Origin of the sequence: Thioalkalivibrio sp. ALE16, assembly GCF_000381305.1 — a bacterium.
Taxonomy (GTDB): domain Bacteria; phylum Pseudomonadota; class Gammaproteobacteria; order Ectothiorhodospirales; family Ectothiorhodospiraceae; genus Thioalkalivibrio.
Map to the genome: position 1 here is coordinate 1 of NZ_KB906365.1, position 26,446 is coordinate 26,446.

At 67.3% G+C, this 26,446-nt stretch carries 29 protein-coding genes; 14 read left to right on the plus strand and 15 right to left on the minus strand.

The genetic code is table 11. The features are described from left to right. The 4 genes from F627_RS0110440 to F627_RS17140 all read right to left on the minus strand — a co-directional run. Positions 1–237: transposase (locus F627_RS0110440; protein ID WP_026332083.1), on the minus strand; the 237-nt coding region annotated here is incomplete at its 3' end. 216 nt (positions 238–453) lie between these two features. Further along, positions 454–2,814 carry an ABC transporter permease gene (locus tag F627_RS0110445; RefSeq protein ID WP_019584006.1) on the minus strand — a complete coding sequence of 787 codons (2,361 nt, stop codon included), beginning with the start codon at positions 2,812–2,814 and terminating at the stop codon, positions 454–456. 15 nt (positions 2,815–2,829) lie between these two features. Then, a complete protein-coding gene (locus F627_RS0110450; protein WP_051074665.1) occupies positions 2,830–3,579 on the minus strand; it encodes an ABC transporter ATP-binding protein in 750 nt (249 codons plus the stop codon). Next, complete coding sequence (locus F627_RS17140) at positions 3,576–3,749, minus strand: hypothetical protein (protein WP_018876420.1); 174 nt, start codon at positions 3,747–3,749, stop codon at positions 3,576–3,578. The genes F627_RS0110450 and F627_RS17140 overlap by 4 nt, the downstream gene beginning before the upstream one ends. Before the next feature lie 590 nt (positions 3,750–4,339). On the opposite strand from F627_RS17140, the gene F627_RS0110460 reads away from it, so the two are divergent. After that, complete coding sequence (locus F627_RS0110460; protein ID WP_018878051.1) at positions 4,340–5,272, plus strand: carbohydrate kinase family protein; 933 nt, start codon at positions 4,340–4,342, stop codon at positions 5,270–5,272. A 198-nt stretch (positions 5,273–5,470) separates the two neighbouring features. Here F627_RS0110460 and F627_RS0110465 read toward each other — a convergent pair whose 3' ends face one another. The 3 genes from F627_RS0110465 to F627_RS0110475 all read right to left on the minus strand — a co-directional run bounded on the left by F627_RS0110465 (position 5,471) and on the right by F627_RS0110475 (position 6,652). Then, on the minus strand, positions 5,471–5,725 hold the full coding sequence (locus F627_RS0110465) for a type II toxin-antitoxin system mRNA interferase toxin, RelE/StbE family (RefSeq protein ID WP_019584007.1): 255 nt from the start codon (positions 5,723–5,725) through the stop codon (positions 5,471–5,473). Beyond that, complete coding sequence (locus tag F627_RS0110470) at positions 5,722–5,982, minus strand: type II toxin-antitoxin system Phd/YefM family antitoxin (protein ID WP_018146344.1); 261 nt, start codon at positions 5,980–5,982, stop codon at positions 5,722–5,724. Before F627_RS0110470 ends, F627_RS0110465 begins: the two co-directional genes overlap by 4 nt. A 193-nt stretch (positions 5,983–6,175) precedes the next feature. Beyond that, positions 6,176–6,652 carry a YbhB/YbcL family Raf kinase inhibitor-like protein gene (locus F627_RS0110475; RefSeq protein ID WP_018878052.1) on the minus strand — a complete coding sequence of 159 codons (477 nt, stop codon included), beginning with the start codon at positions 6,650–6,652 and terminating at the stop codon, positions 6,176–6,178. Between the two features lie 116 nt (positions 6,653–6,768). On the opposite strand from F627_RS0110475, the gene F627_RS0110480 reads away from it, so the two are divergent. Together F627_RS0110480 and F627_RS0110485 are read left to right on the plus strand one after the other, a co-directional pair. Next, positions 6,769–7,206: a hypothetical protein gene (locus F627_RS0110480; RefSeq protein ID WP_018881272.1), complete on the plus strand. Its 438-nt coding sequence runs from the start codon at positions 6,769–6,771 to the stop codon at positions 7,204–7,206. Positions 7,207–7,409: 203 nt separating this feature from the next. Then, positions 7,410–8,372, plus strand: a complete 963-nt coding sequence (locus F627_RS0110485) for a patatin-like phospholipase family protein (RefSeq protein ID WP_019584008.1) — start codon at positions 7,410–7,412, stop codon at positions 8,370–8,372. 105 nt (positions 8,373–8,477) lie between these two features. On the opposite strand, the gene F627_RS0110490 is transcribed toward F627_RS0110485, so the two are convergent. Together F627_RS0110490 and F627_RS0110495 are read right to left on the minus strand one after the other, a co-directional pair. Then, positions 8,478–8,732 (minus strand): Smr/MutS family protein, encoded by a 255-nt coding sequence (locus F627_RS0110490; RefSeq protein ID WP_018867944.1) that lies wholly within the window; start codon positions 8,730–8,732, stop codon positions 8,478–8,480. A 16-nt stretch (positions 8,733–8,748) separates the two neighbouring features. After that, a complete protein-coding gene (locus F627_RS0110495) occupies positions 8,749–9,234 on the minus strand; it encodes a universal stress protein (RefSeq protein ID WP_018867943.1) in 486 nt (161 codons plus the stop codon). 182 nt (positions 9,235–9,416) lie between these two features. On the opposite strand from F627_RS0110495, the gene corA reads away from it, so the two are divergent. Together corA and F627_RS0110505 are read left to right on the plus strand one after the other, a co-directional pair. Further along, positions 9,417–10,499 (plus strand): magnesium/cobalt transporter CorA, encoded by a 1,083-nt coding sequence (gene corA / locus F627_RS0110500; protein WP_019584009.1) that lies wholly within the window; start codon positions 9,417–9,419, stop codon positions 10,497–10,499. A 358-nt stretch (positions 10,500–10,857) separates the two neighbouring features. After that, entirely contained in the window at positions 10,858–11,226 is a 369-nt protein-coding gene (locus F627_RS0110505; protein WP_018867941.1) for a nucleotide pyrophosphohydrolase, read from the plus strand. A 238-nt stretch (positions 11,227–11,464) separates the two neighbouring features. On the opposite strand, the gene F627_RS17345 is transcribed toward F627_RS0110505, so the two are convergent. The 3 genes from F627_RS17345 to F627_RS0110525 form a co-directional block, all read right to left on the minus strand. Continuing rightward, positions 11,465–11,788 (minus strand): hypothetical protein, encoded by a 324-nt coding sequence (locus F627_RS17345; RefSeq protein ID WP_018867940.1) that lies wholly within the window; start codon positions 11,786–11,788, stop codon positions 11,465–11,467. A gap of 593 nt (positions 11,789–12,381) precedes the next feature. Continuing rightward, complete coding sequence (gene katG / locus F627_RS0110515) at positions 12,382–14,550, minus strand: catalase/peroxidase HPI (protein WP_019584010.1); 2,169 nt, start codon at positions 14,548–14,550, stop codon at positions 12,382–12,384. Between the two features lie 245 nt (positions 14,551–14,795). After that, a complete protein-coding gene (locus F627_RS0110525; protein ID WP_019584011.1) occupies positions 14,796–15,344 on the minus strand; it encodes a glutathione peroxidase in 549 nt (182 codons plus the stop codon). 197 nt (positions 15,345–15,541) lie between these two features. Here F627_RS0110525 and F627_RS0110530 point away from each other — a divergent pair, with 197 nt between their 5' ends. Further along, the gene (locus F627_RS0110530) at positions 15,542–15,745 is read left to right on the plus strand and encodes a hypothetical protein (RefSeq protein ID WP_026332084.1); all 204 of its coding nucleotides are present in this window, start codon (positions 15,542–15,544) and stop codon (positions 15,743–15,745) included. A gap of 191 nt (positions 15,746–15,936) precedes the next feature. On the opposite strand, the gene F627_RS0110535 is transcribed toward F627_RS0110530, so the two are convergent. Further along, positions 15,937–16,305, minus strand: a complete 369-nt coding sequence (locus tag F627_RS0110535) for a rhodanese-like domain-containing protein (RefSeq protein WP_019584013.1) — start codon at positions 16,303–16,305, stop codon at positions 15,937–15,939. A gap of 195 nt (positions 16,306–16,500) precedes the next feature. Beyond that, positions 16,501–16,833: a nucleotide pyrophosphohydrolase gene (locus F627_RS0110540; protein ID WP_026332085.1), complete on the minus strand. Its 333-nt coding sequence runs from the start codon at positions 16,831–16,833 to the stop codon at positions 16,501–16,503. Between the two features lie 224 nt (positions 16,834–17,057). On the opposite strand from F627_RS0110540, the gene F627_RS0110545 reads away from it, so the two are divergent. The 8 genes from F627_RS0110545 (at position 17,058) to F627_RS0110580 (ending at position 24,915) form a co-directional block, all read left to right on the plus strand. Beyond that, positions 17,058–17,441 carry a DUF6394 family protein gene (locus F627_RS0110545; protein ID WP_018876429.1) on the plus strand — a complete coding sequence of 128 codons (384 nt, stop codon included), beginning with the start codon at positions 17,058–17,060 and terminating at the stop codon, positions 17,439–17,441. 10 nt (positions 17,442–17,451) lie between these two features. Beyond that, complete coding sequence (locus tag F627_RS0110550) at positions 17,452–19,170, plus strand: TrkA family potassium uptake protein (protein ID WP_018876430.1); 1,719 nt, start codon at positions 17,452–17,454, stop codon at positions 19,168–19,170. Between the two features lie 179 nt (positions 19,171–19,349). Then, the gene (locus tag F627_RS0110555) at positions 19,350–21,461 is read left to right on the plus strand and encodes a molybdopterin-dependent oxidoreductase (RefSeq protein ID WP_019584015.1); all 2,112 of its coding nucleotides are present in this window, start codon (positions 19,350–19,352) and stop codon (positions 21,459–21,461) included. 2 nt (positions 21,462–21,463) lie between these two features. Then, positions 21,464–22,303 carry a hypothetical protein gene (locus tag F627_RS0110560; protein ID WP_019584016.1) on the plus strand — a complete coding sequence of 280 codons (840 nt, stop codon included), beginning with the start codon at positions 21,464–21,466 and terminating at the stop codon, positions 22,301–22,303. 120 nt (positions 22,304–22,423) lie between these two features. Next, complete coding sequence (locus F627_RS0110565) at positions 22,424–23,371, plus strand: hypothetical protein (RefSeq protein WP_019584017.1); 948 nt, start codon at positions 22,424–22,426, stop codon at positions 23,369–23,371. Positions 23,372–23,477: 106 nt separating this feature from the next. Continuing rightward, positions 23,478–23,810 (plus strand): DUF3634 family protein, encoded by a 333-nt coding sequence (locus F627_RS0110570; protein WP_026332086.1) that lies wholly within the window; start codon positions 23,478–23,480, stop codon positions 23,808–23,810. Between the two features lie 425 nt (positions 23,811–24,235). Next, positions 24,236–24,562, plus strand: a complete 327-nt coding sequence (locus F627_RS0110575; RefSeq protein WP_018876437.1) for a DUF3634 family protein — start codon at positions 24,236–24,238, stop codon at positions 24,560–24,562. 14 nt (positions 24,563–24,576) lie between these two features. Beyond that, a complete protein-coding gene (locus tag F627_RS0110580; RefSeq protein ID WP_018865731.1) occupies positions 24,577–24,915 on the plus strand; it encodes a GIY-YIG nuclease family protein in 339 nt (112 codons plus the stop codon). On the opposite strand, the gene putP is transcribed toward F627_RS0110580, so the two are convergent. Then, positions 24,916–26,391, minus strand: a complete 1,476-nt coding sequence (putP, locus tag F627_RS0110585) for a sodium/proline symporter PutP (RefSeq protein ID WP_018879772.1) — start codon at positions 26,389–26,391, stop codon at positions 24,916–24,918. Positions 26,392–26,446: the final 55 nt, after the last annotated feature.

Here is a 26,446-nt window from a genome sequence, read left to right on the forward strand (position 1 = left end):
GTTCTCCCGCTCCAGCGCCTTCAGGCGTGCCCGTTCGTTATCCGACAACGCCGAGGCATCGTCCCGCTCGCGCTCCGCGCGGCGGACCCACAGCCGCAGCGTCTCGCCCGTGCAGCCAATCTTCGGTGCAATCGACTGGATCGCCGCATGCTGCGACGAATACTCCTCCTGATGTTCCCACACCAGTCGCACCGCCCGTTCCCGGACCTCCGGGCTATACCGTGTCGTCTCACTCATCGCTCTATCCTCCCAAGGATCAGAGCCTCCGGAAAAGTCGGTACGGTTCATCCCGGGCGAAATCCGGGTGCCCTTCTTTGGGCACTTTCTTGGGCAAGCAAGAAAGTGCCTCGGGGCGCGCTGGCGAGTCAGCGCCGGGCAGTATGTGGACCGAAGCCACGTAAACACCGGATGCCGAACCAGGGCCAGCCACAAAGAGGCGGGCAATAGCGACCGCTACTCCGCCGCCTTCAGGGCCTGTACGCGGTCGAGCTGCTGCAGGCGCCGCCACGCAAGGAAGGCGGTCAGACTGGCCGCGACCAGGATGCCGAGGGCGGCGAAACCGTAGGCCTGCGGCGTGATCACCAGCGGCACGCGGAACAGATCCATCGCAAAAGCCTGGTTCAGCAGCCAGGCGAAGCCCGTGCCGGTCAGCCAGGCGACCGGGATCGCGGCGAGGGTCAGCACCGCGATCTCGCCGAGCAGGATCCAGCTGACCTGGCCGCGCGAGTAGCCCAGCACCTCCAGCGTGGCGAGGTCGCGGGCGCGCTCGGCATAGGTGATGCGGGCGTTGTTGTAGGTCACGGCAAAGGCGATGGACACGGCCAGGGCGACGAATACCATTGCGAACACGATAATCGTCTCGCCGATGTACTCGCGGATGTTGCGCTCGGCCTCCGCGATCAGGCCGACGCTGGCGACCCGGGGGCGGTCGGACAGGCTGCGGAACAGCGCCTCCTCCTGTGCGCGGTCGGTCAGCAACCAGGCGCCGGAGACCGCAGGGCCCTCGCCGATCAGGCGGTTCAGCGCCGGGCGATACATATAGGCGCCGACACCGATCGGCTCCTCCACCACACCGGCCAGCGGCACCGCGACCGTGCGGCGGCGGCCCTCGAGGATCTCCACCTCCACCGGGTCACCCACGCGCAGCCCGAGCTGTTCGGCCAGATAATCCGTCAGCAGGATGCCCTCGTCCGGTAGTCGGCCGCGCCCGCCGCCCATCGGCAACTGACGCAGGCGCGGCTCGGCATCCAGGCCCAGCAGGCGCACGCGCTCCTCGCGGTTCACTCCGATCAGCCGCACCGGTACCGCGCGGAAGGTCTCCACCGCCAGTACGCCCGGCTCGTGACGCAGCTCGCCGGCCGCGCGCGCCGGCACCGGGTCGGTGAACTGCAGGTCGATATCCATCTGCAGCACCTGGCCGTACTGGGTGTCCAGCATCTGGGTCACCGCGTTCAGCTGGTAGGCGCCCATCAGCAGCAGACCGCCGGACAGGCCGATGCCGATCACCGACAGCACGGACTTGAGCCGGTGGCGCGCGAGGTTGCGCAGGATGATCCGGGTCGGCTGGTCGAACGCGCCCCAGGCCGCCGAGCGCTCCAGCCAGCCGCGGTGAAAACGCTCCGGGGCCGGCGGGCGCATGGCCTCGGCCGGTTGCATGCGCACCGCCTGCCAGACCGCGCGGAAGGTGCCGAGCATGGCCGCGCCCATGGCCACGCCCACGGCCAGCACCATCACCCAGCCCTGCAGGCGAAAGCTCATCTCCGGGAAGCGGAAGTACTCCGCGTAGATGCCGGCCAGTCCCTGTGCCGCCCAGGCCCCGAACGCGAGCCCCAGCGCGCAGCCCACCAGCACGATGCCGCCGGTCAGCAGGGCATAGTGCCCGGCGATGACGCCATTGCCATAGCCGAAGGCCTTGAGCACGGCGATCGGCTCGCGCTGGGAGCGGATGATGCGGCCGACGACAACATTCAGCAGGAAGGCCGCGACAGCCAGGAAGATGGTCGGCAGGATCGCCGCCTGCGCCCGCAGCTGGGTCAGCTCCTCGGACAGAAAGCGATGCGAGAACTGGTCGTCGCGGCCATAGGCCCCCATGCCGCCGTAGCGCGCCAGTTCCCGGTCCATTGCCTCGATCACGGGGGCCGGATCCGCGCCTGCCTCCAGGCTCACGGCCACCGAGTTGAACGCCCCCTCCATCCCGTAGGCGGCGGCCAGCGCGCGGCGGTTCATCCACAGGATGCCGTAGCGCTCGTAGTCCGGCAGCAGGTCGGTGGGGCTGATCTGATAGACAAACTCCGGCGACAGCGCGATGCCGCTGATCTGCAGATCGGTCAGGCGCCCGTCGATAATCGCGCGCAGGGAGTCGCCGGCCCGCAGCTCGTGGGCCTCCGCGAAGGCCTCGCTGACGACCGCCTCGCGCTCGCGACCGGCCTCCGGCAGCCGCCCCTCGCGCAGGTAGAGCCGGTTCAGCAGTGGCTCGCCTCCGTCGGGTATGGAGAGCACGGTGCCCCGGATGGGATCGTCAAAATCGGCGACCTCCAGGCGCACCGGGGCCCGCACCCGGGTCTCGATCTGGTTGATCCCCGGCGTATCCCGAAAGCGTTCCACCGCGCTCTCCGGCGCGCGCTTGATCTCCGCGAACACGTCGGCGAACTGGTATTCCGAGTAGAAGCGGTCCTTGGTGATCGTGAGAGCATCGAGGCTGGTCACGGCGATCACCAGCGTCATCACGCCGCTGGCGATCACCAGCGCGATCGCCGCCGCCTGTCCCTTCAGGTGACCGAGATCACGCAGGATCTTGCGGTTCAGGGCGCGCATGGTCGGCCGCGGTCGCTACCAGTGGAGCTCGGCCGGGGACTGGCGCGTGGCATTTTCGTGGATCTCGCTCACGCGCCCATCGCTCAGGTGGATCACCCGGTCCGCCATCTCGCCGATCACCGCGTTGTGGGTGATGATCGCCACCGTCGTGTCCAAGCGCTCGTTGATGTGCTGCAAGGCCTCCAGCACGCGGATGCCGGTCTTCGAGTCCAGCGCACCGGTCGGCTCGTCGCACAGCAGCACGGCCGGCTGCTTGGCGATCGCGCGGGCAATGGCCACCCGCTGCTGCTCGCCGCCGGAGAGCTGCGAGGGGAAGTGGTCCATGCGGTCCTCCAGCCCGACCAGCGCCAACGCCTCCTCCGGCGGCATGGGGTCGCGCGAGATCTCGGTGACGATCGCCACGTTCTCGCGCGCGGTCAGGCTGGCGATCAGGTTGTAGAACTGGAACACGAAGCCGACATGGTCACGGCGAAAGGCCGTCAGCGTGCGCTCGGAGGCCTGCGCCAGATCCTGGTCGCGGTAGCGCACCTCGCCCTCGGTCGCGGTATCCAGCCCGCCCATGATGTTCAGCAGCGTCGACTTGCCGGAGCCCGAGGCCCCCAGCATCACCACCAGCTCGCCGGTATACAGCTCCAGGTCCACCCCGCGCAGGGCGTGAATGGTCACCTCGCCCATGCGGTAGACCTTGGTCACCCCCGCCGCGCGAAAGATCACCTCCCGCGTGGCCGCACCGGCGTCCGGGGCTCGAGCCACGGCTGGGCTCATGCCATCGGAGTGAGCGGGCCCGCCAGCAGGACCGGCCGCTCGCCGGACGGTGCCGCCCCGGTATCCGGCGCACCGGGCAGGATGCCGCCGTCCCCGTCCAGGCTCATGGACCACAGACTCAGCAGCAACAGCAGGATGATCAGGATCGGGATCAATACGCGCGGATTCATCGGCCTTGCCCTCAGTCGCGGGAATAGCTCCATGCTGCCACAAAGCCCCCGCATCACGTCGCCAGAAGCTGTGCCGCCGCCCCGGCCGGGCCAACGTCGGGGTTACGTCCGGAGATCGCCACGTCGCCTTCGGCTCCTCGCGATGACGTTGTTTACCGTCCCGTCATTGCGAGGCCCCCTTCAGGGGCCGTGGCACAAAAGCGCGCAGCGCGTTGAACGGCCGCAGGTCGGCCCGCAGGGAGAACAAAGCGAGGAATCTCCTGACGCTGCCCCCGAAGGCGAATCGTGGACGCCCTGCCAGCTTTTGGAGATTGCTTCGTCGCTGCGCTCCTCGCAATGACGGGGGCAAAAGCAACGTCATTGCGAGGAACCGAAGGCGACGTGGCAATCGCTGAAATCGAGCACAAAGCCAGCGCGACCCCTGCTTCCATCCCCCCCGATTTGTTGTTTTGCGCCCAAATATTTACCCTATGCGCACCGTCCGGCCTGTTGCGGGCGCGCAGCGAACCCCGAAATCGCGCGCCGCCAGGCCGCTGTGCCGTCTTTTTCGGACGCCACGCCAACCCGTTTCAACAACGCAAGGAGTCAACATGTCCGCTCTGATCTGTGGGTCCATGGCCTACGACACCATCATGGTGTTCCCCGACCGCTTCAAGAACCACATCCTCCCGGACAAGGTGCACATGCTGAACGTGTCCTTCCTGGTCCCGGACATGCGTCGCGAGTTCGGCGGCTGCGCCGGCAACATCGCCTATAACATGAAGCTGCTGGGCGCGGACCCGACCGTGATGGCCACCGTGGGTGGCGACTTCGCCCCCTACGCCGACTGGATGGACAAGCACGGTATCTCGCGCAAGTTCGTGAAGGAGCTGCGGGACACCTACACCGGTCAGGCCTTCATCACCACCGACCAGGACGACAACCAGATCACCGCCTTCCACCCGGGCGCGATGGGCTTCTCGCACCAGCAGAAGGTCACCGACGCCGACGGCATCAAGGTCGGTATCGTCTCCCCGGACGGCCGTGACGGCATGATCGAGCACGCCCAGCAGTTCGCCGACGCCGGCATCCCGTTCATGTTTGACCCGGGCCAGGGTCTGCCGATGTTCGACGGCGACGACCTGAAGCGCTTCATGGAGAACGCCACCTATGCCGCGTTCAATGACTACGAGGCGCAGCTGACCGCCGATCGCACCGGCATGAGCATGGAGCAGCTGGCGGAGATGGTGGACGCGATGATCGTCACCCGTGGCGGCGACGGCTCCGACATCTACACCGGCGGCAAGAAGATCACCATCCCGTCGGTCGAGCCGGCCGCAATCAAGGACCCGACCGGCTGTGGCGACTCCTACCGCGCCGGCATCCTGTTCGGCCTGGAAAAGGGCTACGACTGGGAGACCACCGGCCGCATCGCCTCGCTGATCGGCTCGATCAAGATCGCCCACTCCGGCACCCAGAACCACCACTTCACCGCCGACGAGTTCGCCGACAAGTTCGAAAAGGCCTTCGGCTACCGCTACTAAGCGACCTCACGCCGCCCCGGGCACCCGCCCGGGAACGCAAAAGGCCCGGTCCGAGTTCGCTCGGCCCGGGCTTTTTTGTGGACGACTTCAGCTCCCCTGCCCCCGTGGGAGCGTGCTTGCACGCGAATGCCCTTGCCCGCGCCCGACTCTGGCAGGGCTTCGCCGCCGAGCCGGCTCCCACAAGAAATTCCTACAAGGCTATTCGCCGTAATGCGTACGCGCCCGGATCACGATCACCAATAACTGCTCGTCCCGAATCGTGTACAGCAGACTGTCCTTGTAGCTGATCCTCAGGGAGTAGTATCCGCGCAGATCACCAACCAGCGCCTTGCCACAGTACGGGTCGACCGCCACCCGGTTGCGCAGGATCTGCTTCACCTTGTCACGCAGCTTCGGCGTCAGACGCCGCAAGTCCTTCTCGGCTTGACGGGTGAACCGAATAGTCCAGGTCACTGCTTCTCCCCGAACACCTCCTCGAATCCCAGCGTATCGCCCTCATCCGCCTCGCGGCGGCCCTGCTCGAATTCCTGCCGAAAGCCGGGTTCCGAGAGCAGTTCCAGGGTCTCGATCAGGCTGGCGTACTCGTCTTCCGACATCAGCACCGCATCGCCGTTGCGATGCCGGATGTGGTAGATCGCGTGCTGTTCGTTCACGCCCTTGATCAGGTCAAACAGACCCTTGCGGGCCTCGGTAGCGGTCAGCGTCGTCATCGCCAGTTACCCGAAACGTACATAAAGTGGTACATATCGTGCGCCCGCCGCCCCACCCGGTCAAGACCGAACCGTCACAAGCAGGATAGGGCCCCTGTGGGAGCGTGCTTGCACGCGAATGCCCCTGCCCGCGTCCGACTCTGGCAGGGGCTTCGCCGGCGAGCCGGCTCCCACAAGACATTCCTACAAGGCCTCAGCCCCGCTGATAGGTACCCACCAGGCGATTCATGCCGATCACGTGGGGCTCGGCGTGTTCCAGGAACTGCCACAGGGTCAACCCCGGCGGTAGCTGCAGGTCGGCATCCAACGCCAGCAGCCAGAAGAAGTAGTGATGCTTGCCGTGGCCCTCGGGCGGCATCGGCCCGCCATAGCCGGTGCGACCAAAATCCGTCTGGCCCGTCGCGCCCAGATCGGTTGCCTCGGACAGGCCATCCAGATCCGGCGGCAGGTTATACAGCACCCAGTGCACAAAGCCATAAGTGCCCGGCTGGATCAGCGGCGCATCCGGGTCGTGGCAGATCACCGCCAGCGACTGGGTACCCTGCGGCACGCCGTGCCACTGCAGCGCCGGCGAGGTGTCCTCGCCCTCCCCGCTATGGCGTTTGGGGATCGGCTGGCCGGGGCCGAACGCGGAACTCGACAGCTGCATCTCGGACAGTGCAAAACCCATGACTGGCTCCTTTTGAGTAACCTGCCCGCACGGTAACGCCTACAGCCGCACCCCTCCAAGCCGTCACGCGACCATCTCCGCTTGCAGACCGGCGCCGGCATGCGGATCATCCCGGCATGCGCAAACTTCTGCAGAAATGGCTGGCCCCACGCGACCCGCTGGAGTCCGCCGCCCAGGCGGTGGACCACGGCCGCAGCGGCATCGAGACCGTACTGGGCCTCCCGCACCGGCTGTCGGTACCGCTGCTGCGCCGCCACTTCGGCGACGATGCCGAACCCTCCGACGAAGCCTTCCGCGAGACCGGCCGCGATGGACACTGGAGGCTGCCGCCGCCCGCCCCCGAGTTCGAGGTGCACCTGTTCGGCGATACCGAAGGCCGCCTGACGCTGGGCACCATCCGCGGGCGCGGCCCGTACACCGGGCTGGTAGTCTTCAGCGAATGGTCACCGGATCACCCGGCCCACGTCTGGCAGCTGCGGGTGGAAGAACCTGCCGGCGAAGCCGCCCAGGCCCTGCACGATCACCTCCTGGACCCGAACCGCGCCCCCGAATAGCCCCCATCGCCGCACACCACCCCCTATAGGAGCCTGCTTGCAGGCGAACCCCCTGCCGTGAGACCCATTCGTTGGAACCAGGCCTCTACGCTGGAAAAATCCCGTCACACCCCCAACATATCCTCAAGGAAAACCGGTAACAGCAGCTCCGCGAAGCGATCGGCGCGTTCCCCCCAACACCCCAGACAGGCAGGGCGGCCACCATGACGCGAAAGCCCCAGTCCATCTCCCTGGTCCTTGGCAGCGGCGGCGCCCGCGGCTTGGCGCAGATCGGCGTGATCCGCTGGCTGGAGGAACACTCGGACTACCAGATCCGCTCCATCGCGGGCGCTTCCATGGGCGCGGTCGTCGGCGGCATCTACGCGGCCGGCCAGCTGGACGCCTACGAGGACTGGATGAAGACCTTGCGCCGCCAGGATGTCTGGCGGCTGCTGGATTTCTCCTTTCGCGGCGCCGGGCTGATTCGCGGCGAGCGCCTGATCGAAAAGCTGCGCGACATGCTCGGCGACACCGACATCGAACAGCTGCCGATCTCGTTTACCGCCGTGGCCACCGACATCGAGCGCGAACGCGAGGTCTGGCTGAATACCGGTTCCCTGTTCGACGCCATCCGGGCGTCCATTGCCATCCCCACCGTGTTCACCCCGGTGCGCCACAAGGGGCGGCTGCTGGTGGATGGTGGCCTGCTGAACCCGGTCCCGATCGCCCCGACCCTGAACGACGACACCGACATCACCCTGGCGGTCAGCCTGAATGGCCGCGTCGGCGAAGAACTGATCCGCCCCGAACGCACCGGGACTTCCGACTCGCACGTGGGCGCACCAGATAGCCGGGGCCTGCTGAATCACCGCCTGGCCGAGGCCCTGCCCGACCGGGTCGGCACCTGGCTGCAGGACTGGCAGGACAAGCTGGGCCTGGGCGAGACCGACCCCAGTCTGAGCCGCGAACAGGAGGCCCGCGCACTGGGGCTGATCGACATCGTCTCCCACTCCATCGAGGCCATGCAGGGCACCATCGCGCGCTTTCGTATCGCCGCCTACAACCCGGAGCACCTGATCGAGGTCCCGGTCAACGCCTGCGGCGTGTTCGACTTCCACCGCGCCGCCGAGATGATCGACCTCGGCTACGCACTCGCCGAGCGCAAGCTGGGCGACAAAAAGCCGTAAGCCCCTACCCCCTGTAGGAGGCCAGCCCTCTGGCCGATCCAGCGCCGGCACAACCCATCGGCCAGAGGGCTGGCCTCCTACAGCGGAAAAGAGGGAACGGCCTGCTCAGTGCTTGAAATGCACGAACAGCCGGCCGTGGTTCTTCGAGTCCTTCTCCACACGGTGGTAGCGGGCCTTGATCTCCGGCTGCTGCAGGAAACGCAGCACGCGCTTCTTCAACTGCCCGCTGCCCTTGCCGTGGATAATCTCTACCGTCTTGATGCGCTTATCGCAGGCCTGCTCGATCGCACCGTTGAGCTCGGCGTCGATCCGGCGGCCATTGCGAAAGCACTCGTGCAGATCGACCGATAACCGCGACATCGCAACAAAGCCGGGCTCAGTTCACCGTCACCACGATGCAGCGGGCAAGCTGCTGCACCTTGTGCGACACGCTGCCGGACAGCAGCCCCTGCAGGCCACCCAGCCCGCGCGAACCCATCACCACCATGTCCACGTCGTGGTACTCGGCCTGCTGCAGGATCACCTTCGCCGGAGAGCCATCCTCGATATGGTGCTCGATGTCGGTCACGCCCAGTTCGGTGAAGTATTCGTGCGCCTGCTCCACCAGCTTCCTGGCGATATCCCGCAGCACCTTTGGCGGCACCGCGGAGCCGACCGCCGCGCCGCCCATCGCCAGGGGCGGATCATCCGGGTCCGGAAGATCGGAGAGTTTTCGGATATGCGGCGGCACCTCGCCCTGCAGCAGCACGCTGACCAGCACCACTCGGGCGTGATACTTGGCCGCCAGGTCCGCGGCCACCTCCACCGCGCGCCACGCATTGGCAGAACCATCCACTGGCACCAACATGGTCTTCAATTCCATACCGCACTCCTTGGAAACGCCGCCAGGGAAACACTGATTAAGGTACACACTTGCGCTTCTCCCCCGTGGGACCCGGCCCGCTCCGGGCCGTTCAGTCGCCGACCAGACTGCCAGACTCGCCCCCCGCGCGCACCCCATTCCAGCCCCCTATACTGGGGACAACAATCCGCCCGGAATCCGCGATGACCCGCCTGTTCGAAAAGACCTACCTCAAGCCCGGCGCCGCCCCCGGCCACGGGGTCCACGCCACCGAACACCCGCACACGGGCGACGCGGTCGTCTCCGCCTGGCACTACCACCGCGAACAGCTCGTCGAACTCGACCCGCAGCGCACCCTGCGCGAGGGCGCACAACCGCACGAGGGTGGCCTGGTCTGGCTGCACCTGCAGGGCGCGCCCAGTCCGCGTCAGCTGCACGATCTGGGCGAGGCCTTCGACCTGCACCCGCTGGCGCTGGAAGATGTGCGCCACCAGGGACAGCGCCCCAAGGTGGACTTCTTCGAGGAGCAGTTGGTCGCCATCCTGCGCCAGCCGCGCCATCACAACGGCAACATCGAACTCGACCAGGTCAATGTGTTCGTGGTGAATACCCACCTGGTCATCAGTATTCACAGCGGCGAGCATGACCCCTTCGGCCCGGTCCGCGAACGCATGCGCGGCGCCAACCGCAACTTCAATCGCCTGGGGGCCGCCTACCTCGCCTATGCCCTGATGGACACCGTCATCGACCAGGCCTTCCCGGTACTGGAGCACATCAGCGAACGCCTGGAAACGCTGGAGGAAACCGTCCTCGAACAACCCGACCGCCAAACCCTCAACGAGATCCATATCCTGCGCCGCGAACTCCTCGTGCTGCGCCGCCAGCTCTGGCCTACGCGCGACGTAATCGCCCGTCTGATGCGCGACGACATGGAGCCTTTCACCCCGGAGCTCTTCCCGTACCTGCGCGATGCCCACGACCACACCATCCAGATCATGGATCTACTGGAGTCCTACCGCGAGATGGCCGCCACCCTGATCGAGGCCTATATGTCCGCGATCAACCAGCGCTCCAACGACGTGATGCGCGTACTCACCATCATCGCCACCATCTTCATCCCGCTGACCTTCCTGGTCGGCATCTACGGCATGAACTTCGACCACCCGGACAGCCCCTGGTCCATGCCCGAGCTCTACACCTACTACGGCTACCCCGTACTGCTCGGCTTTATGCTCGCCGTCGTCCTCGGCATGCTCTACCTCTTCCGACGCCGCGGCTGGCTATAACGTCCCCGCCCCCAACATCGCGGCGCCGCTCCCCCCTTCCCGTCAACGCGAGGCCGCAAAGCGGCCGTGGCGATCTCCAGACCGAAACCCCGACGCGCGAACTGCCAAAAGCGATTCACAGGAAGACACGAAGGTCGGAAGGACAGGACGGGATCTTTGTTCGTTCCGCCGGAAGCCCCGCAGGGGTCTGCTGGCAGACGAAGCCCTCGCCCGTGCCTGCCCCGGCAAGCATGTCCGCGCCACCCTCGATCCACAGCCTCCACGCGTCGCCCCGAGCACCGCGCAGCCGCGATTACGTCCAGCCGCCGACTCCGTTACGATGCCGGCAACGCAGCGGCACCGACCGAACGGAGGATCCATGGACGTCCCATCGAGCGGCACACCGGAACTGGACGAACTGACCGCCCGGGTGGAGGCCTTCGTCGCGGAACGTGACTGGGCCCAGTTCCACTCGCCCAAGAATCTGTCGATGGCGCTGGCGGGCGAGGTCGGCGAACTGATCGAACACTTCCAGTGGCTGACCCAGGAACAGTCGCGACACCTGTCCCCCGAGACCCACGAGGCGGTACGCCAGGAGATCGCGGACGTCCAGATCTACCTCCTGCTGCTGGCCCGCAAGCTCGATATCGACCTGCTGCAAGCGGCCCGCGACAAGCTGGAGATCAACATCCGCAAATACCCGGTGCACAAGGCCCGCGGCAACGCCCGCAAATACTCGGACCTGTAATCCACAGGCCGGGCCAACGATCCATTTCAGATCGCGGAAAGCATCTCCCTGGCAGGAGCCTCCACGGTTCTCTTGATTTCAGCAAAGCCGGGGTGGGCACAGACCTTCGGAATGCGGGCCCTGCGGTGAGCCAGACCCGATCGCTTGCGGACTCCGACCAGAACGGGTTTCAAGCCGGGTGTTCGAACGTGAAAGAAGCCAGCCGGGCGGGGTGCCCGGCTTGGCGAGGGAGTGGGGCTTACCAGTCAGGGGCCCCTTCGTCGTCATCTTCGTCTTCGTCGTCGTCATCATCCATGGGGCCGGCGCCCGCCTCGGCACCTCCGCCCATGCTGCCGCCACCACCCGCGCCGGCTCCGCCTTGCGGCGCACCGCCGCCGGCGCCCGCGCCACCTTCGGGCGCACCCGCACCGCCTTCAGCGCCAGCACCGGCTTCAGGGGCTCCGGTATCGGCGCCCGCGCCGGCATCTCCACCCGTCTGGGCCTGCGCGGCACCGAGGCCGCCCAGCGCAAACATGGAACCCAGGACCATCGCGATCGCAGTTTTCTGGAAAGTCGACATCATGCGTTTCTCCTTCAGGATTGAATCGAATCGCAGTCAATCGATCAGGGCCGTACTGGCGTTCAATTGACTGCACTGAAGGAACAGCAAGCGGAATGCCAGAACGACATCCGGCAACGAAGGTCTCGTTTCTGCCAAACGCCGTGATCCACTTCTCGCGCAGGCGCGGACACGCCATCCACCCGCAATGACGCAAAACGACACATGGGCTGGAACGACCCGGTCAGGACGCTACACCGCCGTTCTGGAGCACGAGATCACGCGTCCGCCAGAGTGGGCCGCTGACCGGAGTTTCTTCTGCAGGCCGCCTTCCGCAGCAAACCCTCGATCATGCCGGCCGGAGCCCGGGACGACCTGCGGATGGCCGCAGCCCCCGCGGGAGCTCGCGATGACGGCCAGTGAAGCACCGTGATCGCGAGGAGCGCAGCGACGTGGCGATCTCCCGGGACAGCCCGGGCGCCGGATCCGGCGGGCGTCAGGGCCTACGCCGAGAGGTTCCACCCTGCGCAACAAAAAAAGCGCCCGGGGAAAACCCCGGGCGCCTATGGATCTGAACCGGGCGAACCGCCCGGCTCGGGCCGTGCTTACTGCTGGAACTACTCCAGGTCGAAGCGGTCGGCGTTCATCACCTTGGTCCAGGCCGTGATGAAGTCCTTCACGAACTTCTCCTGGTTGTCGTCCTGGGCGTAGACCTCGGCGTAGCTGCGCAGGATGGAGTTGGAGCCGAACACCAGGTCGATGCGGCTGGCGGTCCACTTCACCTGATCGCCCTGGCGATCGCGCACCTCGTACACGCCGTTGCCCGCGGGCTGCCAGGCGTAGGCCATGTCGGTCAGGTTGACGAAGAAGTCGTTCGTCAACTGGCCCTCACGGTCGGTGAACACGCCATGCTTGCTACCACCATGGTTGGTACCCAGCACGCGCATACCGCCAATCAGCACGGTCATCTCCGGCGCGGTCAGGCCCATCAGCTGGGCGCGGTCGAGCAGCATCTCTTCCGGCTTGACCACGTAGTCCTTCTTCAGCCAGTTGCGGAAGCCATCGGCCAGCGGCTCCAGCGGTTCGAAGGAGTCGGCGTCGGTCATCTCGGCGCTGGCGTCACCCCGGCCCGGGATGAACGGCACCAGGACATCGTGACCGGCCGCCCGGGCCGCCTGCTCGATGCCCACGCTGCCGCCCAGCACGATCAGGTCGGCCACGCTGGCGCCGGTCTCGGCGGAGAGCTGCTCGTAGACCTTGAGCACGCGGGCCAGGCGCTCGGGCTCGTTGCCTTCCCAGTCCTTCTGCGGCGCCAGGCGGATGCGGGCGCCGTTGGCGCCACCGCGCATGTCGGAGCCACGGAAGGTACGGGCGCTGTCCCAGGCGGTCGCGACCATCTCGGCAATGCCGAGACCGCTCTCGGCAATCTTCTGCTTGGTGGCCTCCACGGAATAGTCCGTGTTGCCGGCCGGCACCGGATCCTGCCAGATCAGATCCTCCTGCGGGGCGTCCGGCCCGATGTAACGGGTCTTCGGGCCCATATCGCGGTGGATCAGCTTGAACCAGGCGCGGGCGAAGCAGTCCTTGAAGTACTCGGCGTCCTTGCGGAAGGCGTCCATATACTTGCGGTAGACAGGGTCCATCTTCATCGCCATGTCCGCGTCAGTCATGATCGGGTTATGGCGGATGGAGGGGTCCGTGGCGTCGACCGGCTTGTCCTCGTCCTTCATGTCCACCGGTTCCCACTGCCAGGCGCCGGCGGGGCTCTTCTTGAGCTCCCACTCGTGGTCGAGCAGGGCCTCGAAATAGCCCATGTCGAACTGGGTCGGGTTCTTGGTCCAGGCGCCTTCGATACCGGAGGTGATGGCGTTGGTGGCCTTGCCCTGCATATTGGGGTTCTTCCAGCCGAAGCCCTGCTCCTCGACATCGGCGCCTTCGGGTTCCGGCCCCAGCGCGCCGGCATCGCCGTTGCCGTGGCACTTGCCCACGGTGTGACCGCCGGCGGTCAGCGCCGCGGTCTCCTCGTCGTTCATCGCCATGCGGGCGAAGGTCTCGCGTACCTGTTCGCCGGTCTTGAGCGGATCGGGCTTGCCGTTGACGCCTTCCGGGTTCACATAGATCAGACCCATCTGGACGGCCGCCAGCGGGTTCTCCATGGTGTCGGGCTTTTCGACGTCGCCGTAGCGCTCGTCGGAAGGCGCCAGCCACTCCTTCTCCGCGCCCCAGTAGGTGTCCTTCTCGGGGTGCCAGATATCCTCGCGGCCGAAGGAAAAGCCGAAGGTCTTCAGGCCCATGTTCTCGTAGGCCACATTACCGGCCAGGATGATCAGGTCGGCCCAGCTGATCTTGTTGCCGTACTTCTTCTTGAGCGGCCACAGCAGGCGGCGCGCCTTGTCCAGGCTGGCGTTGTCCGGCCAGCTGTTGATCGGCGCGAAGCGCTGGTTGCCGGTGCCGCCGCCACCCCGGCCATCGGCGATCCGGTAGGTACCCGCCGCGTGCCAGGACATGCGGATCATCAGCCCGCCGTAGTGTCCCCAGTCGGCCGGCCACCACGCCTGGCTCTCGGTCAGCAGCGCGTGCATGTCCTTTTTCAGGGCCTCGAAGTCGAGCTTCTTCACCTCTTCCCGGTAGTCGAAGTCCTCGCCCATCGGGTTCGTCTTGCGGTCATGCTGATGCAGGATGTCCAGATTCAGCGATTCCGGCCACCAGTCCATCACCGAGTGACCAGCGGCCGTCTCGCCGCCGTGCATGACCGGGCATTTGCCCATGTTCTGATGCTCACCCATATCCTTCTCCTTGTTCGCTGCGTAGAGCGTGTTCGTGTTCGGGAAGCCACTATCCTTTCGTGATGGCCGGCTTCCGTGAGGGACCGCACGCCTTCTCCGTCTCTTCCCGGCTGCAGCCGGAGAACGGCGTGCTGTTTGTGTATCCCTGATGGTAGGCCGCCCGAGTCATTGGTGCCAGTTGAGATTCACCATGATCGGGATAGCCCGTCACTATCGCTCCACGGGCGAGTGCACAGCGCGTGCGGTTACAGGATGCTCTCGATCGCGCGGCGTAGATCGGCGGAGCCGGGGCCCGCCTGGCTGGGGAAATGCGCGACCACCCGACCCTCCCGGTCCACCACGTACTTGTAGAAGTTCCAGCGCGGGGCGTCGGCCTGGCGCGCCAGCTCGCGGAAGATCGGATGGGCATCCGCGCCGCGCACGCCAATCGGCCTGAACATGTCGAAGGTGACGCCAAAGTTCTCGAAGCACACCCGGGCGGTCTCGGCCTCGTCGTCGGCCTCCTGATTGAAGTCATGGGAAGGGAATCCGACCACCTTCAGCCCCCGGTCCCGGTAGTCCCGGTGCAACTGTTCCAGACCGCCGAACTGGTCGGTGTAACCGCAATGGCTGGCCGTGTTGATGATCAGCAGCGGCTGCCCCTGGAAACGCTCCTGCAGGTTCACGACCTCCGAGGAATGCAGCCGCCCCAGCTCGTGCTGGAACAGGGCCTCCCGGTCCGGTTCGGCGGCGCTCGCGACGGCCACCGGCAACACCAGCAACAGGGAAGCAAACAGGCGCGCAAAACGGGACATGGCGGATCTCCACAGGGGCGTGAGCTTCTGACCATCACGACCGCACGGGGTTCTTTCTTCGCTCGGCCACGACGGACGGGGCCGGGGTCCCGCCGGGTTCGCCCCGATATGGGGGGCAGCCCCGGAATTCCGCGCCCTGGCCTGGCGGCTGCGTGACGCGCACCTTCGTGCCCGTATACCAAGAAGGTCCCCTCCCGATGCTTGCTCGTACTCGCCCCCTCCTGCTGCTCGCACTGATCCTGCCACTGGCGACCGGTTGCACCGCGGTGACGGTGGCGGGTGCCACCATAAACGCCGCCGTCAGCGCCACCACCGGCACCGTGCAGGCAACCGGCAAGGCCGTGGGCGCGCCGGGGCGTGCCGTCACCCCCGGCGGCAAGCAGAATCACGACACCGAGTGAGTCGGGAACCGTCACCCGCGTTCGGCGACGATTGGACGTGACAGGCAACGGGTAACCGGAAAGGCGCCGCCGCCAGGGCACCCCGATTGTCGGATGCCAGTCCTCCTGCCAGGCCCGCATGCAGCGGCCGAGCCCCCAGCTGCTTGCGCCGCACCGCCAACCCGGACCCGTACGGGGGCATCCTCGCGCCTTCAGCCGCTGGCACCACTGCTGCCGCGCGCGCACGGCAGGCCCGCCCGCCACCAGGCCAGCATCCCGCCACGAAGCTGAAGGGCCTCGTAGCCGTGGGCGCGCAGCCGGCGTACGGCGGGGATGCTGCGGTGTGCACTGAGACAGATCGCCACCACAGGGCGATCACGATCCAGCGCCAGTCCGGACAGCGCCTCGTCGGAGAAGCGCGTGATGGGAAGATGCCGCGCACCGGGGATGCGGCTGCGGCGATGTTCGACCGCGGTGCGCACATCCAGCACCTGGACCTCGGCCTTCTCCAGCGCCCGCGCCAGATCCTCGGGACAGATCTCCGGCTCTCGCCCGAACGGCCACCACTGGTTCCAGCCCATCGCGATCACCTCCTGCCCGGATGCCTGTACCCACCCCGAGGATACCGCCACCCACACCCGCGAAACGCCGTGGCCCCATCCCGTGAAAGACAATAAGGCAGGCCCCCTTTTGCAGGAGCCTGCTTGCAGGCGAAGCTCCCGCCAAAGCCAGCCGCGATCCGGGACAGATCGTCACCCCGGCTGGAGGGATTAGCACTACCAATCGGGGTATAGGCGGGAACTGCTTTGCAGCCTGTCGCAGGCCGCCTGCAGCAGGTCGATATCGAGCTTGCGGGCCAGCAGCAGGAGGTAGATCTGCACATCGGCGATCTCCTGGCGCACGGCCTCATGGGTCTCGGCGGACAGGTGCCGCGACTGCTCCTGGGTAAGCCACTGGAAGGGTTCAATCAGTTCGCCGACTTCACCCACCAGTGCCATCGACAGGTTCTTCGGCGAATTGAACTGCACCCGACCGCGCTCCTCGACGAATGCCTCCAGCTGCACGATCAACTCTTCCAGCCCCTGCGCTCCTTGCGAATACCCTTTCATCGTCTCCCCGTGGTATCGACCCTTGGGCATGCCTGCATCGTACACAAGGCCCGCATGCTCCAGTAATCACGGCCACGCGGCCCTGGCGATTGCAACCGCCGACGATTCACGTCCCACCCTCGCCATCCGGGTTTTGTTGGGCCATGCTGCAGGCTGCGACTTGCCAATGACAGGTCCCCAGCGACCGGTCGGGCGCCGCGCCCTCGAACGAAAAGGAGCTTGGCATGAACCTGGAGAAGGTGATCTTCGGCTTTTTCATCATCCTGGCGTTCACCCTGAACTTCGGGTTCTTTCTCGGCGAGATCGACAATCCGGCGCATCACAACGTATACGAGTTGTTCGCGGCCATCGTGGTGAACGTCGTGGCCACCGCCCTGAAACTGGGCGACCGGACGCAAACCGGTGCACTGCTGCTGGCCAGTTCGCTGGTGGCGGTGCTGCAGCTGTTCGCGGCCGCGGTAGTTTGGGGCTACGCCAGTCACGTGCATGCCGGAGGCATGGATGCGATGTTCATGGCCAGCATCGTTTCACTGGCGGGCGGGGCCATGGTGGCGAACCTGATCTCGGTGCTGCTGCTCATCGCGGATACGGTGGCCCTGCGCCGCTAGAAACGAAGCCGTGGCCCCCACGATCAACAAGGTGCTGTTCCTGTTCCTCCGACGCATGCGGGCGCCCCTGCTCGCGCTGACGGCGGCCTATGCGATATCGGTTCTCGGCCTGGTGCTGATACCCGGCGTAGACGACCAGGGCGAGCCCTGGCGCATGGATTTCTTTCATGCGTTCTACTTCGTCACCTACATGGCCACGACCATCGGCTTCGGCGAGATCCCCCACGCCTTTTCCGAGGCGCAGCGGATGTGGACGGTGTTCGCCGTCTACCTGTCGGTGGTGGCCTGGCTCTACGCGATCGGCAAGATCCTCGCGCTGATTCAGGACCCGGCCTTCCGTCTGGCGGTCAGTCAGCATGCGTTCGACCGCACCATCCGCAAGCTGCAGCGACCGTTTCATATCATCTGCGGGTATGGCGACACCGGCGCTCTGGTGGTGCGTTCGCTGCTCGGGCGCAATGGCTTCACGGTGGTCATCGACCAGAATCCGGACCGTATCAACGAGCTGGTACTGGAGGATTATCCGCTGCAGATCCCCGGCCTGTGCGCGGATGCCAGTGTGGCCAACCGTCTGCTGGAAGCCGGGCTGCTCAACCCCCACTGCCAGGGAGTGGTGGCACTCACCAGCGACGATTCGGTGAACCTGCGTATCGCGATTGCCGCCAAACTCCTGAACCCGGACCGGCCCGTGATCTGCCGTGCCGAGAGCCATGACACGGAGAAGAACATGGCCTCGTTCGGGACCGACCAGATCATCAACCCCTTCGACATCTTCGGCCAACGGCTGACCCTGGCGCTGCACTCCCCCGCGCACCACCTGCTTCACGAGTGGCTGGGCAGCATCCCCGGGAGCCCGCTGCCGATGCCGATCGATCCGCCCTGCGGTCGCTGGATCCTGTGCGGCTTCGGCCGCTTCGGCAAGGCCGTCCATGCCGGGCTCACGCAGGAAGGCGTGGAGGTGACTCTGATCGACACCGATCCCGAGGGTGCGGACTGCCCGCCGGACTGCATCAAGGGGCGTGGCACCGAGGCGGACACCCTGCAACAGGCCGGCATCGAGAGCGCCTCGGGCATCGTGGCCGGCACCGAGCGCGACGACTACAACCTGTCCATCGTGATGACCGCGCGCGAACTAAACCCGGACCTCTTCATGGTGGGGCGGCAGAACCACGAGCGTAATTCGCTGCTGTTCGGAGCTGCGGACCTGCCAATGGTGATGCGCCACGACCGGGTCATTGCCGAGGCCATTCTGGCGCACCTGACCTCGCCGCTGTTACCGCGTTTCCTGGAACTGAGTCGCGAGCAGTCCACCGAGTGGGCCAACGAACGGGTCAGCGCCATCACGGCGGTGGTGGGTGACCGTGTACCAGCCATCTGGACCGAACAACTGGACGAGGCATCGGCCCCGGCACTCCTGCAACACTTGAAGCACGAACCAGTCACCCTGGGCCAGTTGCTGCGCGCCGATCACCCGGAACGCCAGCGCCATGCCTGCATCGTCCTGCTGCTGCGGCGCGAAGGCGGCACACCGGAGATCCCCGCACCGGACGACGATACACCCCTGCAGCCCGGCGACCACATGCTGTTCTGCGGCCGCTTCGCCAGCGCGCTGGCAATCTCCCACACTCTGCGCGACGAGCATGCCCTGCGCTATCTATTGACCGGCGAGGACAGCCCCGAAGGCTGGATCTGCCGCGCGCTGCGCTCCGCCCGCGGCCAGACCGCCTAAAGTTGTTCCGGGCTATTCCCGGGAAACTGAACCATGCCGGCCTTCGGCGGCACGCTGAACCGCCCGCTCGGCAGACCGGAAGTCCCATGATTTCAGGCGTTGCTCGAGAGGGCTGGGGACTACCGGCATAATCGCGGTCCAGCGAACGGGACTGCCGGCAGACCAAGGAAAGTCACGCGATGGCGAGCGTAAAAAGTACCTGCTACGAGTGCGATGCGAACTGCGCGATCGACGTGCACCTCGACACGAACGGCGAGCCGGTGAAGATCGACGGCCCCGACTGTCCGCGCTGCTACGTCCAGCTCGATCGCCGCAACCATCCCGAACGTCTGCTGTACCCGCTGCGGCGCACCGGACCGCGCGGCAGCGGCGAGTTCGAGCGCATCTCCTGGGACGAGGGACTGGACACCATCGCCGAGCGCCTGCGCGCGACCCGCGAGGAGCACGGCGCCCCGGCGGCCGCGTTCTTCGCCGGCTATACCAAGGAGGCGCGGCCGCAGCTGCAGCGCCTGGCGCATGCCTTCGGCTCGCCCAACTACCTGACCGAGAGCGGCTGCTGCTTCTCGGCCACCAAGGTGGCGGAGGAGGTGACCTTCGGCACCAGGATCAAGACCTCCTCCACCGTGGCCTCGGATGCGACGCGCTGCCTGCTGGTGTGGTCCACCAACCCGCGCGGGTCCATCCCGCCGTTCCATCAGCATGCGCTGGCCGCGGCGCGCCCCGGCTGCGCCACGGTGGTGGTCGACCCGCGCGTGACCCCGCTGGCGGAGCAGGCCGAGGTGCATCTGCAGATCCGTCCGGGCACCGACGGGGCGCTGGCGCTGGGCATGCACCACCTGATCTTCGAGAACGGCTGGCAGGATCAGGCCTTCCTCGACGAATGGGGCAACGGGGTGGAGGCCTTTCGCGAATACGTGGCCGGATTCCCGCCGCAGCGGGTGGCGGCGATCTGCGGCATCGAGGAGGACGATCTGAGGCGCGCCGCCGAGCTCTACGCGAGCCGCGCCCCGGCGCAGATCATGCTCTCGCCCACCGCCACCGTGCAGCATTCCAACGGCTTCCAGAATCACCGCGCGGTGACCCTGCTGGCGGCGGTCACCGGCAACATCGACCGCGAGGGTGGCAACCGCTTCTTCAACGACAAGGTCACGCCGAAGCCGATCGACCTGTTCGACCACTGCAAGGAAAACCTGCCGCCGCGCATCGGCGACGAGAGCTTCCCGGTGTGGACGGCCCACTGGCCGGCGGCGCAAAGCATGCTGCTGCCGGACGCGATCCTCGACGGCCAGCCGCAGCCGGTGCGCGCGCTACTGGCGATGGGCATCAACACCGCGATGTGGCCGAACTCGAAGCGCATGGAACAGGCGCTGGGGGCGCTGGATTTCTTCGCCGTGTCGGACTTCTTCCACAACCCGGCCACGCGCATGGCGGACATCGTGCTGCCGGCCGCCACCAGCCTCGAGCGCCCGGCGCTGATCGCCTATCCCGGCTGCAACTTCCGCGGCGAGCTGCGCTACCGGCATCAGGCGGTGGCCCCGCGTGGCGAGGCACGCGCCGACGCCGAGGTGTTCCTCGAGCTGGGCGTGCGCCTGGGGATGGCGGAGCAGTTCTGGAACGGCGATCTGGAGGCCAGCTGGGCCGAGGCCGCCGAGGGTATCCCCGAGACCATCCGCGAGCAGGTGTACAACGACCCGGACGGGGTCACCGTATTCGCCAAGGCGCTGGACGACATGGTCGAGCACGGCTTCGAGGAGGGCGACCGCCAGTACCGCCTGCACGGCTTCCGCACGGTCAGCGGCAAGGTGGAGTTCGACGCCGCCGAGCTGCGCGAGGCCGGGCACGACGGGCTGCCGGTCTGGCGTGAGCCGGCCGAGAGCCCGGTTTCCACGCCGGAGCTGGCGCGCGACTATCCGCTGGTGCTGACCAGCGGCGCGCGCCACAAGCACGCTACCCATTCGCAGCACCAGTACCTGGAGCGCATGCGCCGGGCAATGCCGGAGCCGCTGGTGGAGCTGCACCCAGAGGATGCCGCGGCGCGCGGCATCGCTGATGGCGACACCGTGGAGGTGCGCTCGCCGCGCGGGCGGGTCGCCTTCGTGGCGAAGGTCACCGACCGCATCAAGCCCGGTGTGGCGCACTGCCAGCACGGCTGGAACCACGCCAACGTCAACGAGCTGACCGACGACCGCAACCTCGACCCGATCAGCGGCTTCCCCGCGTTCAAGTCGCTGCTGTGCGAGGTGGAACGCCTGCACGCCGGGCACGAGCAACGCCTGCCGGAGGCGGGCTGACCGTGCCCTTCGTTGGTGTTCTGCCCGAGCGCCGGCACCTCTTCCGGCCGCAGCCGCGTCGCGAGGTGGCGGTGTCGGATGCCGCCGCCTGGCGCTTGAACCCCGCGCATCGGCATGTCTACGACAAGCTGCGCCTGGCCCTGGATGCGGGCCTGACCGCCGCGCCCTGCGGGGTCGCGCCCACGGACCTGGGGCTGGACACGGCGGACACGGTGTTCGTGAAGCCGATCACCAACCTCGCCGGCATGGGGCTGGATGCGCGTGCCCTGCCCGCTGGCGAGGTGCCGGCCGAGCCCGGCAGCTTCTGGTGCCAGCGCCTGGAGGGCGCCCACACCAGCACCGACTGCCTGGTGGAGAACGGCGAGGTGCGCTGGTTCGCCCACACCCGCGGCTCGGACGAGAAGGACGCCGCACGTCCGATCTACTGGGAGATCGGCGCCGCCGTGCCCGAGGTTGAGCCGTGGATCGCCGACTGGGTGCGGCACAACCTGACCGGATACAGCGGCATCTGCAACATCGAGCTGATTGGCGAGCGACCGATCGAGGCCCACCTGCGCGGCTCCAACGGCTTCTTTGACTTCTACGGCCCGGCCTTCATCCCGGCCTGGGTGGCGCTGGCAGACGGCGAACCGTTCACCCCGCCCCCGCCGATCCCCGGCGGCTTCGTCATCTCGGTATTCGGCGAGATCGAACTGCGGGACGCCGACTTCCGAGCCGCCGAGGCAGCCGGCGTGAATCTGCAGCCGGACCCGTCCACCCCGGGCCGCGCCGCCATCCTGCGCTGCCAGGATCGCGACGCCGGCTTCGCCCTCTACCAGCACCTGACCGGCCACACGCTGTAACCCCTGACGCCCGGCCCATAACCGCCGGCAGCCCGAGCGGGACAGGAACAACGTCGTGATCTGCTTGCGGCTGCCCCGGCAGCAGTCGCCAGCTGCGCAGGGCGGGGGTATGTTGGCGGCATGGAGATCGACCCCGTCATCCGCGAGTGGCTGCGCCTGGCCGGGCAGGCGCCCTCCTCGCACAACACCCAGCCCTGGCGGTTCCGCGTGGATCGCGCGGGAATCGAGGTCTGGACCGATCCGGCGCGCTCGCTGCCCGTGAACGACCCGACCGGGCGCGAGCGCATCATCAGCTGTGGCTGCGCGGTGCTGAACCTGCGCGTGGCCGCCGCCGCGGACGGCCAGGGCCTGAACGTGCGCCCGGAACAGGCGGGCGACGGCCCGTTCGTACGCCTGCTGACCGGGCACCACGGCGGGCCGGACCGGCAGGAGCTGGCACCCCTGCGGGACTGTATTGGCGCACGCCACTCCTGGCGCGGCCGGTTTCGCCCGTACGAACACACCCCAGACATCATCACCACCCTCGTGCAGACCGCCCGCCAGGAAGGGGCCTGGCTGCGCCCGGTCACGGACCCGGAATCCCGCAGGGAGGTCGCTGATCTGGTCCAGGCCGCAACAGCGGCGCAGTGGAAGAACCCGGCCTGGCGGCGCGAGCTGACGCACTGGATGCGCGCGCCCTCCCATGGCGACGGGCTGCCAGTCGGGCGCCTGAGCGGTGGTCTGACCCGCTGGAGCGTGCGCCACCTGGTATCCGCCCGGGCGATGGCCCGAGACGAGGCCCGCGCGGCCCGGGCCGCCCCGGTGCTGCTGGCACTGGGCACCGGGATCGAGGGCCCGATGCAGTGGCTGACGGCCGGGCAGGCCCTGCAGCGCGTACTGCTCGAGGCCGCGCGGCACGGGCTCTGCGCCCGTTATCTGAATCAGCCGATCCAGCTGGCCGAATGGCGCCCGAAACTCGCCGAACTGCTGGGCGGGGGCCAGCCACAACTGCTGTTCGCGCTCGGCCGTCCGGACGGCACGCCCCACCCCACGCCGCGACGCCCGCTGGACGAGATGCTGAAACGCTGAGGGCAGCGCCCGCCCGCGCCCATTTGAAACGACACGCGGCAGGGGCATGAATGGCGTGCGCTACACTGAACCCCCGTTCACCTTTCGTCCGACGCCATTACTCGTGATGCTGCTCACCCTGCTCATTATGTTCGCCCTGCTGGGCCTTGGCCTGGCGCTGATGCTCTGGCATGCACGGCAGGTGTTTGCGGTGGAACTGCGCGATGGTGCGGCCCGCGTGCGGCGCGGCAAACCGCCGACCGCTTTCCTGCGCGGCTGCGAGGAGGTCGCGCGCCAGTTCCGGCTGCAGCGCGGCCGGATCACCGCCGTGCGCACCGACGCCGGCGTGCAGCTGCGTTTCTCCCGCGATCTCCCAAAGAAGACACACCAGGCCTTTCGCAACGTCTGGACACCCCCGCCGGGCGGCGGCGGTGGCGGCGGCATGCGGGCGACGGGATAACGCCGCACCGGCTTGCGGCCACGCTTCCGATCAATGGGCTCCCTTGAACGCCGGGCTGGCGCCGGTTCCGTCAAGCACGATTAGACTCCGCTAACCTCCTCGGTCCGGCACTGCGGCGCGGCGATGTGCTGTTCCAGGATCCGGCTCGCGGCTCGGATGAGTGAAAACGCAGGGGCCATGCCCGGCTCCCCCGGCCATCGGCCAGGGCGACCCATCGCCCGCCGCTTGGGCCATCCTGCCCCAGCAGCCACGGTGCCATCGCCGGCTCTACCCGATCGGCATGCTGCGTGTTGCCGGCATGCTGCCCAGGCGGGGGTGGTGTTCCGGCGGCCCGGGACCGACACTATGGGCACGCGGCAGACGGCCGCGAGGACTGCAAACCGCGTACCGCGCGGCCCGCTTAGGCAAAGGAAGGAGACACCTGCATGCTGCTGGCCCTGCTACTGATGATCGCGCTGCTGCTGGCAGCCGGTGCCGTGCTGATCTGGCAGGTCAGCATCATCTTCAGCATCGAGATCGAGGACGGACAGCCGCGGGTCCGCCGTGGCGACCCGCCAAAGTCGTTCCAGCACACGGTACGGGACGTGGTTCGCCGCTACGGCATCCAGCAGGGCCGCCTGACCGCCGTGCGCCGCCAGCAGGGGCTGCAACTGCGCGGATCGGCCTCGATACCCCGAGAGGCCAGATCCGAACTGCAGCACGCCCTGCAGCGCATCAAGGTAGGCCGCAAGCGCCGCAAGAAGCGGCGCTGACCGAATCCGTGCCCGTGGCTTGCGCGCCCGCGCCCGCTCCCACACCCGAGGAGACCGGCCAGCACGCCGGGGCCTGGTTCGTCTACCTGCTGGAATGCGCGGGTGGGCGCATCTACACCGGGGTGACACCGCGCCTGGCCGCCCGCATGGCGGCCCATGGCAGCGGCCGCGGTGCCCGTTTCACCCGGATGCACCGGCCCAGGCAGCTGCTCGCCGCGCGGCCTTTTGCCTCTCGTGGCGAGGCGCTGCGCATGGAGCTGCGCATCAAGCGCTACAGCCCCGCCGCAAAACGGGCCCTCGCCCGCGACTGGGCACACGCCGCCAGCATCTGCCGGCTGCCCTCGGCGACGTGACTACTCCAGCGGCTGCTGGCGCGAGTGCCGGAACTGCTCCTGCACCGAGGCGGAAGGCTTGCCGGTCAGCAGGCTCACCACGACGATGGCCACGGTCGCGAAGATAAAGCCGGGCAGCAACTCGTAGACGTCGAACAGCCCGCCCTCGGCCTGGTTCCAGAGGATCACGGTAACCGCGCCGACCACCATGCCGGCCAGCGCCCCGTTGCGCGTCATCCGCGACCAGTACAGCGCGAGGATGATCACCGGGCCAAAGGCCGCGCCAAAGCCACCCCAGGCGTAGGCCACCAGGTCCAGCACCCCGGCCTCCGGCGCCATTGCCAGCAGCAGGGCCACCAGCGACACGCCCAGGACGGCGGCACGGCTGATCCACACCAGCTCGGTCGCCCCCGCCTCGGTGCGCAGGATGCCGCGGTAGAAATCGTTGGTGATCGCACTGGCGGAGACGATCAGCTGCGAGTCGATGGTGCTCATGATCGCGGCGAGGATCGCCGCCATCAGGATGCCCGCCACCCACGGGTTGAACAGCGCGCGGATCAGCTCAATCAGCACGGTCTCGCCGTCCGCCAGCGGCGCGTCGGCAAAGTAGGCGATCCCCATGTAGCCCGTGGCCACCGCGCCAATCAGGGCCAGGACCATCCAGGTCATGCCGATCAGCGTGGCGCGCGGCACGTCGCGCTCGGAGCGCAGCGCCATGAAGCGCGCCAGGATATGCGGCTGGCCGAAATAGCCCAGCCCCCAGGCCAGCAGCGAGATCATGCCGAGGAAGGTCATGCCCTGCAGCACCTGCACATGCGTCGGATCCACGGCGGCGACCTCGCTCTGCACACTGCCCCAGCCACCGACCAGCACCACCGCGAACATCGGCACCACCAGGAGCGTCAGGAACATCAGGATGCCCTGCAGGAAGTCGGTCCAGCTGACCGCCAGGAAGCCACCCAGGAAGGTGTAGCTGATGATCACGATGGCGCCGACCCACACGGCGGTCTCGTAATCCATGCCGAACGAGCTCTGGAACAGCAGCCCGCCCCCGACCAGCCCGGCCGAGATATACAGGGTGAAGAACACCAGGATCACGATCGCGGAGACCACGCGCAGGATACGCGTGCGGTCCTCGAAGCGGTTCTCGAGGAAGTCCGGGATGGTCAGGGAGTCCTTCGCCAGCGCGGTGAAGCGGCGCAGACGCCCGGCCACGAACAGCCAGTTCAGCAGCGCACCGACCACCAGCCCGACCCCGATCCACAACTCGGAAAGCCCGGAGACATACACCGCACCGGGCAGCCCCAGCAGCAGCCAGCCGCTCATGTCCGAGGCCCCGGCACTCAGCGCGGCCACCCCCGGTCCCAGGCGGCGCCCGCCGAGCACATAGTCCGACAGCGTGGTGGTCGTGCGGTAGGCCGCGATCCCGAGGATCAGCATCGCCGCCAGATAGGCGGCAAAGGTCACCAGGGTTGGCATCGGCATGTTGATCTCCATGGAGCGTCTCCTCGTATCAGGCCGATGGCCCTTGTTGTTGTGGTACTCGGTCGCG